The sequence below is a fragment of the Streptococcus parasanguinis CC87K genome, assembly GCF_000507765.1.
In the GTDB taxonomy this organism is placed as follows: domain Bacteria; phylum Bacillota; class Bacilli; order Lactobacillales; family Streptococcaceae; genus Streptococcus; species Streptococcus parasanguinis_J.
In genome coordinates this window covers 1033480-1046183 of sequence record NZ_KI669401.1, presented here as the reverse complement: position 1 = coordinate 1046183, position 12704 = coordinate 1033480, and the positions used below count along the sequence as shown (strand labels likewise).

Annotated in this window: 8 protein-coding genes and 2 pseudogenes; 8 read left to right on the top strand and 2 right to left on the bottom strand. The window is 41.6% G+C overall.

Features of this window, described 5'->3' with window-relative positions:
• Positions 1-210: 210 nt before the first annotated feature.
• Positions 211-1002 carry an ABC transporter ATP-binding protein gene (locus HMPREF1195_RS05090; RefSeq protein WP_023918870.1) on the bottom strand — a complete coding sequence of 264 codons (792 nt, stop codon included), beginning with the start codon at positions 1000-1002 and terminating at the stop codon, positions 211-213.
• Between the two features lie 74 nt (positions 1003-1076).
• On the opposite strand from HMPREF1195_RS05090, the gene HMPREF1195_RS05085 reads away from it, so the two are divergent.
• The 6 genes from HMPREF1195_RS05085 to HMPREF1195_RS05060 all read left to right on the top strand — a co-directional run bounded on the left by HMPREF1195_RS05085 (position 1077) and on the right by HMPREF1195_RS05060 (position 8640).
• A complete protein-coding gene (locus HMPREF1195_RS05085; RefSeq protein WP_023918868.1) occupies positions 1077-2204 on the top strand; it encodes an AI-2E family transporter in 1128 nt (375 codons plus the stop codon).
• A 137-nt stretch (positions 2205-2341) separates the two neighbouring features.
• Positions 2342-3823, top strand: coding sequence for an AcpB/EbpR/MafR family transcriptional regulator (locus tag HMPREF1195_RS05080; RefSeq protein WP_023918867.1), 1482 nt, complete (start codon positions 2342-2344; stop codon positions 3821-3823).
• A 364-nt stretch (positions 3824-4187) separates the two neighbouring features.
• Entirely contained in the window at positions 4188-5537 is a 1350-nt protein-coding gene (locus HMPREF1195_RS05075; RefSeq protein ID WP_023918865.1) for a hemolysin family protein, read from the top strand.
• A 408-nt stretch (positions 5538-5945) separates the two neighbouring features.
• Positions 5946-6923: an ABC transporter substrate-binding protein gene (locus HMPREF1195_RS05070; protein ID WP_023918863.1), complete on the top strand. Its 978-nt coding sequence runs from the start codon at positions 5946-5948 to the stop codon at positions 6921-6923.
• A gap of 10 nt (positions 6924-6933) precedes the next feature.
• Positions 6934-7827, top strand: coding sequence for an ABC transporter permease (locus HMPREF1195_RS05065; protein ID WP_023918861.1), 894 nt, complete (start codon positions 6934-6936; stop codon positions 7825-7827).
• Positions 7828-7836: 9 nt separating this feature from the next.
• Positions 7837-8640, top strand: coding sequence for an ABC transporter ATP-binding protein (locus HMPREF1195_RS05060; protein ID WP_023918859.1), 804 nt, complete (start codon positions 7837-7839; stop codon positions 8638-8640).
• 179 nt (positions 8641-8819) lie between these two features.
• Here the strand turns inward: HMPREF1195_RS05060 and treR are convergent.
• Positions 8820-9398: pseudogene (gene treR, locus HMPREF1195_RS05055) on the bottom strand (trehalose operon repressor); the annotation flags it as partial.
• Between treR and HMPREF1195_RS05050 the strand changes: the two are divergent.
• Positions 9372-10136 (top strand): annotated as a pseudogene (locus HMPREF1195_RS05050) (alpha-amylase family glycosyl hydrolase); the annotation flags it as partial. The pseudogenes treR and HMPREF1195_RS05050 sit on opposite strands and share 27 nt — an antisense overlap.
• A gap of 129 nt (positions 10137-10265) precedes the next feature.
• Positions 10266-12578, top strand: coding sequence for an endonuclease/exonuclease/phosphatase family protein (locus tag HMPREF1195_RS05045; protein WP_023918853.1), 2313 nt, complete (start codon positions 10266-10268; stop codon positions 12576-12578).
• The last annotated feature ends 126 nt before the right edge of the window (positions 12579-12704 follow it).

Here is a 12704-nt window from a genome sequence, read left to right as displayed (position 1 = left end):
AATAAGAGTAAAAGAGGCTGGGACAAAAGTCCTAGCCTCTCAATTATTTTTGGATTGTCGAGCAAGACGCAGTGGTTGAGTGGACTCTACTACGCTGATTTCATCAGCTTTTACAGCCCTACTCAACTGTGCGGAGGTGGACGACGAAATCGAATTCTAACGAATTACCGATTTCTGTCCCACTCTCTTTTTGCTTTATTCATTTTCTTTTCAGTGTGCGATTTCTGGTTTGACAAAGAGTCGCTCGTCACCCAGATCAATAAGGGATACTGGTGCTTCGTAAAACTGGCTAAGTACATGAGGAGTTAGGATGTTTTCCTTTGGCCCTTCTTCGACCACTTGACCATGTTTGAGCAGGAGCACATGGGTCATATCTTTTGTAATTTCTTCTGCATGGTGGGTGACGTAGATCATGGTTGGCGCGTGATCCAGTTGTTTGATATGATGGATCTGACGGAGGAGCTTTTCTCTGGCAAAGAGATCCAATCCACTTGAAGCTTCGTCAAAAATGATCAGATCTGGCTGGTCCATGAGGCTTCGTGCAATGAGGACGGTCTGCTTTTCTCCCTGGGAGAGCTCCCGGTATTTGCGACCGATCAAAGAGCTAGCTCCAATCGAAGTCAGCATATCCCGTGCCCAGTTCAGTTCCTCCTCCCCGTATGCAGCATATAAAATACTACTCTTGTATTGACCAGTGAGGACAATTTGCTCGGTTAGGAGATGCTCTGGTAATCTTTCTGAAATAAAGGAGCTAACGATTCCAATACGCTTCCGTAATTCAGGAATTCCCCCTTCTCCAAAACGAGTCCCAAGGACGGTTATCTGACCGGAGCTAGCCCAGTATTCTGACATCAACAGTTTGAGGAGGGTTGATTTTCCTGCTCCATTGAGGCCTAAAATCGCCCAGCATTCATTTTCTTTCACCTGCCAGTTAACCTCTTTTAAAAGGGCTTTTCCATTGCGGATCAAATTGACGTCTTGTAGTTCAATCAAATTATTCATAACTTCATCCTTTTGATTAAAATCCCCTCTATTCTATCATAAAATATGGTAGAATAGAAAACAGGAGGTAAGGAATGTTTCGAAATAGTAAATTGTTATTCTGGACATGTGAAATTTTATTATTGACGGTGATTTTCTATATTTGGAAATCAATGGGGACTTTAATTTCTCCATTTGTCTCTGTTCTGAATACCATCCTCTTACCATTTTTAATTGCAGGTTTTTTATATTACATTACCAATCCGATTGTTGAATTGTTGGAAAAACACTTAAAAATCAAGCGTGTGTTTGGCATTTTGATCACCCTAGTACTCTTGTTTGGGATCATTGGCTTAGGGATCTTTTATCTGCTCCCCATCTTGATCAATCAGTTAACCAGCTTGATCAATTCGACTCAAGGGCTCTACTGGGAAGTCCAAAGTTTGGTTCGAAAACTCTCAACCAATCCTTTGTTCCAGAATGTAAATATCCAGTCGACGATTCAGCAGTTGAATCTCTCTTATATGGATATCCTACAAAATCTCTTGAATAGTGTGACCAACAGTTTAGGAAGTGTGGTTAACACCGTTGTCAATACGGTCTTTATCTTAATCATGACCCCTGTCTTCTTGGTTTATTTCTTGATTGATGGCAAGAAGTTGTTGCCGATGTTAGAACGGACCATTTTACGCAATGACAAACTCCACATTTCAAGCCTCTTGGTTAGTTTGAATGAAACGGTCTCTCGCTATATTAGTGGTATTTCGATCGATGCTTTGATCATTGGAACCCTAGCCTACATTGGCTATAGTTTTATTGGATTGAAGTACGCTTTGGTCTTTGCCATCTTTTCTGGATTGGCCAACCTCATTCCATATGTAGGACCAACCATTGGTTTGATTCCGATGATTATCACCTATGCCTTTACAGATGTGGATATGATGATCAAAGCAGTCATTTACATGTTGATTATCCAGCAGATCGATGGGAATATTCTTTATCCGCGTATCGTTGGAGGCGTGATGAAGGTTCACCCGATTACCATTATGGTTCTCTTATTGCTCTCAAGTAATATCTATGGCATTATCGGGATGGTCGTCGCAATTCCAGTTTATTCGATTGGAAAAGAAATTGTAAAATTCTTGGTGAATCTTTATGATAACCATCGTGCTGCTAAGGAACAGAAGAAAAAAGAAGAATTTGGCATCATTAATAAATCTTAGACTCTAGCGCCTATATGGGCCTTGGAGTCTTTTTTGTACATTTTTTTGAAAAATGCTGGAAAAAAGTCAACAAGTGCTATGAAATGTGTTAAAATATAAGTGATTTTGAAAGAAAATATGAAATTAGGTAGGGAAAGATGAGACTGCTCTTATCCAAAAAACAAAGACGTCAACTCCAATTGCTAGAAATCTTGATCAAGGAAAAAAGATGGTTCCACTTGAAAGAGTTGGCCAAGCGTTTGGATTGTACAGAACGTTCGTTAAAAGAAGATTTGTCTAATCTTCGTAGTACATTTGATGACTTTTTAATTGAATCATCTACCAATGGGATCAAGATCAGTTATGAGGATTCGGTTGGGCTTGAGGTGATTTACCATCACTTTTTTAAAGAATCACAAGCGTTTGCTTTGATTGAATATCTCTTTTTCAACAAGGATGTTTCCAATGAATATATTTGCAGAAAGTTTGATTTGAGTTACCAATCTTTCTACCGCTTGATTCGGACGATTAATCAGAAGCTTCAAACCAAATACAATGTAAAGATTGATTTGAAACCCTTGAACCTTGTCGGAGATGAGATTGACGTTCGTTTCTTTTATGCCCAATATTTTGCGGAACGTTATTACTACATGGAGTGGCCTTTCCCAGAATTTAAGGAAGAGGCGGTGACCGATTTGATCACCTTCTTCTTCAAGCTTTATGGCTATCCATTGACCTTCTCTGTACTCAGGTCTTATAAAGTTCTCTTGACAGTCTACTTATCACGGATTAAGCAAGGTTACTTCATCGACATGCCAACGAACTATGATGTGTATAAGGACCAGTATCAAGGGGTGACCAATGTCGAGGAGATGTTGCGCTACTTTAGCTTGCAGTTGGGTGTCGAGTTGAATGAAAAAGTGCTGGAGCAATTCTTCATCATCTTCATTCAAGAGAATTTCTATTTCAGCCCAGAAAGCTTGATCGAAGCTGCAGAAACAGATCCTTATGCCAAAGAATCAACGACGCTCATCAGAGATATGTTCAAGGATCTATGCTATACCTATGATTTAGACATTGAAAATCTGGATGAGATGTTGATGCATGTCCATAACACGTCTCATCTCGATCGGAAGGAATTATTCTCTGAGTTTCTTTTATTTGATACCAAGACCAATACCAACGAAGATTTCATGAGCATCTTCCCAGCCTTCTATGATGATTTGAAGGAGCATATCATCACTTATATGAAGACCATGAAGCATGATCTGAATGAAGAGATCATCAAGCACATGATCTACACGGTCTACACTCACTGGGAACGTCTCTTGCCGCAGTTATTGCGCCGTCGGAAGTCTATTAAGGTCTTGATTATCAGTCGTTTTGACGATCACCATGCCAAATCCATGATCGATTTTCTAGATTTCTACTGTACGGATAACTTTGAATTTACGCAGATGATCAAGTACAATCTAACAGTGGATGATATTGAAACTTCGGATGCAGATGTGGTGGTGGCCAACTTTATGATGCCTGAATTAAAGAAAAAACCTTTTATCTGTACAAGTAGTCTCTCATCGCTTGAGCTGGTTGAAAAACTCAATGCCTTCTTTTATGATTTTACCAGTGCAGAACACTAAAGACAAAGTCTTCTTAGAAACTTTCCTTAGGTGAGTACGGACGTCAGCGAACTTCGAAGAAGTTCCATGACTTAGTTTTGGAACTGGGGTTCCAAAACTCCCGAGTGCTAGAAACAATCGTGTTTCTAGCACTTTTCTCACGGCGGAAAGTTTCAGTGTAGGTTTGAATGAAACGATTATATATTTTGTTTTAAGTTTTCAGCGTCACTTAGGTTATTTTATGTGAAAAACAAAATGTTCACATTCTAAAATCAGGACCTGGTCCTGATTTTTTGATGGTAAAAAAAGAAAATTTTATAGAAGAATGCAGGCTCTCCTATTTTGTGGTATAATATACGATATTATATACTGGAGGAATTTATCCATGGAAGACCCTGGCAGTCAGGAAATTTTACTGGAATTTATTTTATTGATTGTTTTGACATTATTGAACGCCTTTTTCTCGGCGGCTGAAATGTCAATGGTATCGTTGAATCGCTCTCGTGTAGAGCAAAAGGCTGAAGAAGGAGATAAAAAATACATTCGTCTTCTTAGCGTATTGGAACAACCGAACCATTTCTTATCCACTATTCAGGTGGGGATCACCTTGATTAACATCTTATCTGGGGCGAGTCTTGCAGAAAGTCTCGGTCATGTCATTGCTGGATGGATGGGCAATACCAAAACAGCTCTTGCAGCTGGAAGCTTTTTATCTCTAGCATTTTTGACTTATATTTCGATCGTATTTGGTGAACTCTATCCGAAACGAATCGCCATGAACTTGAAAGATGAGTTGGCTGTTCGAACAGCTCCGATTGTGATTCTATTAGGAAAAATTGTCAGCCCCTTTGTTTGGTTGCTTTCAGCATCGACCAACCTTTTGAGCCGTATCACGCCAATGGAATTCGATGATCCGGATGAAAAGATGACGCGGGATGAAATCGAGTATATGCTGACCAATAGTGAAGCAACACTGGATGCGGATGAGATTGAGATGCTCCAAGGGATCTTTTCATTAGATGAAATGGTAGCGCGTGAAGTCATGGTGCCACGGACAGATGCCTTCATGGTTGATATCAATGATGATACCAAAGAAATTATTGAAAGTATCCTTAAGCAAAACTTTTCACGGATTCCTGTCTATGATGATGACAAGGACAATGTCATCGGCCTCATCCATACCAAACGTCTCTTGAACGAAGGATTTATCAATGGCTTTGATAATATTGTCTTAAGAAAGATTTTGCAAGAACCTTTGTTTGTTCCAGAAACCATTTTTGTGGATGATCTTTTGAAGGAATTGCGCAATACGCAAAATCAAATGGCCATTCTACTCGATGAATATGGTGGGATGTCTGGGCTGGTCACTCTTGAAGACCTCTTGGAAGAAATCGTCGGTGAAATTGACGATGAGACTGACAAAGCGGAAATTGATGTCTTTGAAATTGCGGACAATACCTATGTCGTACAAGGAGCCATGTCTCTAAATGACTTTAACGAATATTTTGACGTTGAGTTGGAAAGTGATGATGTGGATACCATTGCGGGGTATTACCTGACAGAGGTTGGGCGAATTCCAACCTTGAAAGAGCGACTCAGCTGTGAAGTCGATAGTCAAAAGAAACACTTGATCTTGACGAATGACAAGGTGAAAAATGGTCGTGTGACCAAGGTAAAAGTTGAAATTTCTGAAATCGTCGAAGATGATGAAGAAACCAAATCAAAAGAAGATTAGATAATAGAGGCATGGACGTGTTCCAGCCTCTATTTTTTTCTTGTCAGGGTTAGTTGAATTTTCAAAAAATTTGAAAAATTTCTGAAATAGTCTTGACAGCCAAAAAAAATTAAGGTAAGATAATACCCATAAATAAAGAAAGCAGAAAATAAACATGAAGCAACAAGCCATTTCAACTCAAAAATTTTACTTTAGCTACTTTAGATAGTGTTTGTAGACATGATCTCATGGATGCAAACAACCCAAGCAATTTGTTTGTATCTATGTGGCTAAGATTTTTGATGATGGTCCATAGAGCTAGTATCTAAATGGACCGAGGTTTTGTAACTTGTTGGAGAATTTCAAGCATCCGTTTAGAGTATCATCTAAGCGGATTTTTTGTTTATTTTGCAGAAAAGGAGTCAATAAATGAAAGTAGTGAAAAAATTGCTAGCACCTGTCCTGGTTGTAGGACTTCTGTTAACATCATTGGTGACCTTACACAATCTAAAGGATACTAAAAAAGACAATGTCTTTCGAATTGGGATTTCCCAGTACATCACCCATAAGTCGCTCGATGCGACACGAAAAGGCTTTATCGAGGAGTTGAAGAAAGAGGGCTATGTAGATGGGAAAAATATTCAGATCGATTTCCAAAATGCTCAAGGGGAGCAACGAAATCTGAAAAATATTTCTAAACAATTGGCAGAAGAAAGTGATCTAGTCTTTGCGATTGCAACCCCTTCTGCACAAAGTTTGGCTAATACCACTAAATCAACACCTATTGTCTTCTCAGCTGTCACAGATCCTTTGGTAGCGAAATTGGTGAAAAACTTGAAAGAACCAGGTGGCAATATCACAGGGACAAGTGACCAGTCAGAAGATGCGATCGCTACACAGGTAGACATGATTAAGCAAGTGCTTCCAACGGCGAAAACAGTTGGGATTCTCTATACGCAAAGTGAGCCTAACTCCGTCGTCCAAAAAGACAATGCGAAGAAGATCCTAGAAGCTAAGGGCTATCAAGTGGTTGAAAAAACAATTCTTGATAGTAACAATGTGAAAGCTGCAGCAGACAGTATCATGTCAGAGGCAGATATCGTCTTTGTTCCGACGGACAATATTATCTCTTCTACAATGGACACTGTCAAACAGGTTTCTATCAGCCATAAGGTGCCAGTTTTTGGTGGGTCTGCTGAGATGGTGGCTACTGGTGGTTTGTACAACTTCGGTACCGATTATGAGGAATTGGGAAGACAAGCTGCTCGGATGGCTGTTCGCATCATGAAGGGTGAGAAACCTGGAAAAGTCGCAGTTGAAACACCTGAAAAATTAGAATTGCATACCAATAAAGAGATGGCTAAAGAGCTTGGAATTGATATTAGCTCGTTGAAGGTAGAAAAATAGGAGGTTTGAGATGAATTTTGTTTTATCAAGTTTATCAGAAGGTTTATTGTGGTCGATCATGGCGATCGGTGTTTACTTAACATTTCGAATTTTAGATATTGCTGATATGACGGCAGAAGGAGCCTTTCCACTTGGGGCAGCAGTTGTAGCATCCCAAATTCAAGCCGGAAGAAATCCTTGGCTTGCAACCTTTTTAGGCTTCCTAGCCGGAATGATCGCAGGATTGGTCTCTGGAATTCTCCATACAAAAATGAAAATTCCAGCCCTCTTGACAGGGATTGTCACTTTGACCGGTCTCTACTCTATCAATATTAAAATCATGGGGGGAGTACCCAACCTCTCTATTGGCGATGCCAGTACCATTTTCAAAAGTGTCATGAAATTGGGCTTGTCCAATGAAGAAGCTGTCTTTTTGATTAGTGTTTCTTGCTTGATCATCGTCTGTATCTTATTGACCCTCTTAATGAAGACGCAACTTGGCTTGGTTTTGCGCTCGACTGGTGATAACATTCCAATGAGTGAGGCCAATGGGGTCAATGTAGATAACATGAAGATGTTGGGCTACATGATTTCCAATGGCTTGATTGCCCTTTGTGGAGCCATGTTTGCACAAAATGATGGTTTCTCAGATGTGACTTCTGGTACAGGGACGATCGTAGTCGGCTTGAGTGCGGTGATTATCGCTGAAGTTTTGATCCACGAATTGACCATTGGTTGGCGCTTGCTTTCCATCGGGGTTGGAGCCATTGTGTACCGTTTGATTATCTTAAATATTTACGAGATCCCAAATCTCGATCAAAATATGGTCCGTCTCTTCAATGCAATCTTGCTCGCGATTGTCTTGTTCGCTCCTGAGGCGCAAAAACGTCTTCGTGTTCGCGGATTGAAGTTAGGAAATAAGTAGGAGAATAGTATGGCAACATTATTATCAATTGAAGGTATTCATAAGACATTTGAAGCAGGAACAGTTAATGAAAACCATGTCTTAAAAGGCTTGGATCTCCAAGTGGAAGAAGGAGATTTCATTTCGGTTATCGGTGGAAATGGAGCTGGGAAATCAACCTTGATGAACATCTTGGCAGGAAATCTAGTCGTGGATGAAGGGGATATCTTGCTAGAAGGTAACTCCATCAAAAATGCGAGTGTTCGTAGGCGTGCGAAAGATATTGCGCGTGTCTTCCAAGATCCCAAGATGGGGACAGCTTCTCGTTTGACCATTGAAGAAAATATGGCCATTGCCCAACGTCGGGGGAAATCTCGTGGTTTGGGCTGGGGAGTTCGGGAGAAAGATCGCGAATTATTCCGTGAAGCCTTGAAGGAACTGAATATCGGTTTAGAGAACCGCCTCAAAGTCGATACCCAATATTTGTCTGGTGGGCAACGTCAAGCTTTGACCTTGGTCATGGCAGCCTTGGTCAAACCCAAACTCTTGCTTCTGGATGAACACACCGCAGCGCTCGATCCCAAGACCAGTGAAATGGTCATGGAATTGACACAAAAGATTGTGGAAAGCCATGATTTGACAACTTTGATGATTACGCATGATATGAACCATGCCATTGAATACGGCAACCGCTTGATCATGCTCTACCAAGGCAAGATCGTTGTCGACGTCAAAGGAGAAGAAAAGAAAAACCTAACGGTTGAAGATTTGATGCGCCTCTTCCAACAAAACAGTGGTGAAACCCTGGTAAGTGATGAATTGGTATTAGGATAAAATGAGAGTGGGACAGAAATCGGTTATTCGTTAGAATTCGATTTCGTCGTCCCACCTTCGCACAGTTGAGTAGGGCTGTAAAAGCTGATGAAATCAGCGTAGAGAGCCCACTCAACCACTGCGTCTTGCTCGACAATCCAAAAATAATTGAGAGGCTAGGACTTTTGTCCCAGCCTCCTTTATTTCCTCCGTTCTGCATAGTCGACAAAATGAAACTTGTCTAATTTGTGTCGGCTTTCGGTGAATTGGAATTGGCGTCCGTCTGCTAGGTGAACTTGGGAACGGACAGTTTCCACGTGTTTGTCTTTTCCAAGATCCAGTAAGACTTTGTCACGATTATCGATTGGTGAAATCAAGATTTCTTTTTTGGCATAGCCAATCTGCAATTTCAAGTCTTCTTCTATATATTGGTAGATAGAGTGCTGGGCAATTTCCTTGGTCAGGCCAGGGATCAGCTCTCTGTCTAGGTAATCAATATCTAAGACAGAAGCGACACCATCCACCACCCGTTGCCGGGTTACTTTCCAAACCAAACGGTGAAGAGGGAAACCTGTCTTTTTAGCTCCTTTTTCATCGATACTGATTTGTTCCAAACGAATGACATTGGTTTCTGAGCGAAGACCAGAAGCTTTGACGATTTCTTGATAGCTGGTTAATTGGGAAACGGGGAAGTCAAAGTGTGCTTGCCTACAAATTTGCGACCCCATCCCTTGAACAGTCTCGATAAAGCCTTCTTCCTGCAAGAGCTCAAACGTCTCTATCATACTTGGGGCAAGGAAATGAGTGAACGTGGTGGTTGGAGTGCCCTTTTCTGGAATAACCATGACCAACCTCGTGCTTTGAATCGCTTTGTAGATATCAAGAACTTCCGCAATGAAGGAGCGACCATGCTCGCAGCTAGCATTCACTTGTCACGTGGGACCCCTTATATCTATATGGGGGAAGAAATCGGCATGATTGATCCAGACTATGATTCGATGGCAGATTACGTGGATGTGGAGTCCATCAATGCTTACCAAATGCACTTGGACCAAGGCAAGTCACCTGAGCAAGCCTTCAAGATTATCCAAGCTAAGTCACGTGATAATTCACGTACGCCCATGCAATGGGATGCTTCTCTAAATGCCGGTTTTTCAACAGGCACGCCATGGTTGAAAGTTGGGAAGTCCTATAAAGACTTCAACGTTGAAAAGGAGATGGATGGACCAATCTTTACCTTCTATAAAGAATTGATTCGCTTGCGCAAAGAAATGCGGATCATTTCAGAAGGAAGCTACCAGCCAGCACTGGAAGATAGTCAAGAAGTCTATGCTTTTGAACGCCACTTAGACGGTCAAAAACTCTTGGTACTCAATCATTTCTATGGAAGTGAAGTTGAAGTAGCGATTCCAGAAGACTACCAAGCATGGCGCGTGCTCTTGTCCAACTATGAGAATGTAAAGCTTTCTGAAAAAGTAATTCTGAAACCGTATCAGACACTGGCAATTTTAGCTTAAGTTCTTGACACTTCGATCTTTTTGGGTCGAAGTGTTTTTCTTTTTGAAAAATATTTTTGAAAGCGCTTGAAAATGCAAAGTCATTCCCTTATAATAAAAGAGGAAAACTTTTTAGGGATGGAGAAACGCATGAGAAAAAACGGTAAAAAGATTCGCCTACTGGGAGTAGCCACCTTATTGGCTAGTCAGTTGGGGGTCTTTAGCAGTGCCCTCACGGTAGTTGCAGACGAGACCACAGCTTCGACTTCAGAGCCAGCGCTTGTGACGAATACTAGCAGCGAGGAAAGCTCGACAAATCATTCGACTTTCGCTACAACAACAACTACAGACGCTACGACGAGAGCTTCGAGTGATAAAGAAGAGACATCTAGCAGTTCCTCAGACGCTACTGAGGAGAAAACGGTTAAGATCGGGGACATTCAAGGGGAATCGCAACGCTCTCCACTGGAAGGCCAAAAGGTAGCCATCAAAAATGTAGTGGTGACCAAGACAGACCGCTATGGTTTTTATGCCCAAGATATTGAATCGGATGGGAATAGTCGGACTTCAGATGGGATTTATGTAGTTTCCAAATACAAGGTCAAGGTCGGCGACAAAGTTAAAATAACAGGTACTGTCAAGGAAGGCTATATGGAAGAAGTCACCTTGGGAGCTGGGAAGACCTTTAAGGAACCAACGAATAGTTTAACGGTGACCATGCTGGTCGATACTTGGATCACCAAAGACGGGACAGCCCCTCTTCCAGAAGCTGTGAATATCACTGCGGGCATGCCAGCAGATGTGAAGCCTAATCCGACTGCTTATGCTCCAGAAACCGATGCCCTCGATTATTGGGAAAGCCTGGAAGGAATGCTCACGGTGGTGAAGAAACCGCATGTCCTTGGTCCCCAGTACAAAGGAGATATCTATGTATTGGGAGAAGATTTTACAGGCCTTCCTTTAAACAATATTGGAGGTCTGAATCTACGGCCACATGCGCAAAATACAGCGACGATCCCGATTTATGTTGGTAATCAGTTTGTCGCAAAAGCCAAAGATTACTTTGCAGAAGATGTGACAGGAGTGGTGACTTATCGGAATAGCTTTTATAAGGTAGAGCCCACTCAACAGTTGACAGTTCAAGATGGTGGCTTGCAGCGTCAAGCAGCTCAAACCCAACCAAGTGAGGACAAGCTGACCATCGCTTCCTATAATATTGAAAATTTCTCGGCTAACAATGACAAAAATGAAACGCCAGAGGATAAGGTGACGCTGATTGCCAATTCCTTTATCCATGAAATTCACAATCCGGATATTATCACTTTGATCGAAGTGCAGGACAATAATGGTAGTGTGGATGACGGGACGACCAGTGGTCTTGAAAGTGGACGCAAACTAGCCAATCGGATCAAGGAATTGGGTGGCAAGAGCTATGAGTATACGGAGGTTGCTCCAGTAGATGGCGCTGACGGAGGAAAGCCAGGTTCCAATATTCGCTTAGGAATTCTCTACAATCCAGAACGTGTGACCTTAGCCAAGAAAGAGGTAGCGACTAGCAACGAAGCAGCACAATTTGACAAGGGACACCTGGTTAAAAATCCAGCTCGGATTGCCCCTAATGACCCATCGTTTAATCATACTCGCAAGTCTTTAGCTGTTGAGTTTGAATTCAAAGGTCAACCAGTTGTGGTGATTGCTAATCACTTGAAATCAAAAATCGGAGATGATGCTATTTATGGGGCAAGCCAACCAGCAGTGGAACATACCTTGCCAACTCGTGAAGCACAAGCCAGTGTCATCCATCAATTCGTCCAAGAAGGCTTGAAGCAAAATCCGAAGACCACCTTTGTATTGACGGGTGATTTTAATGATTACGATTTCTCAACCACGGCCCAGATCCTTGCGGGTAACGAACTAACCAACTTAATGGCTCAACATGATGTAGGCGATCGCTATTCTTATTTCTACCGTGGAAGCAATCAAGTTTTGGATAACATTTTTATCTCAAACAACATGGCAGCCAAAGCAAGGTTTGAACCAGTCCATATCAATGCTTCCTTTATGAAGGAACACGGTCGTGCATCAGACCATGATCCTGTCTTGGTCCAAATCGACTTTAATGGAGCACAAACTCCAGGAACACCGACAGATGATCAACAAGGAAATACAGGACAACCAACGGATCAAACCAGCCCTTCTTCATCGAATACAGGATCTCAACTAGTCCCTCATCAGACTCAAGCCAATGAACAAAAGAGTTCAACAGCTGAAAGCAAAGAGAAGGGCAAGAACGAAGATGAGAAGCAAGACGACAAGGAAGAGGCCACAACAGAAACCAAGACACCAGGTAAACGGAAAATCCTTCCATCTACTGGACAAGAAACAAGCTATCTAGCTCTTTTTGGAGTGGCAATAGCTACGATGAGTCTTGTCTTGTATAAGAAGAAAAGGACGACTCACTAACGGTTTCAAAAGAAAGATCTAAAAAAGGAGTCGCTGGCTCCTTTTTTATTGCAACATACAGGACAGATAGTCCCATATTGGAAACTGTACTAGGACAATGAAAACTACTGAAAAGAACAGTTTCTT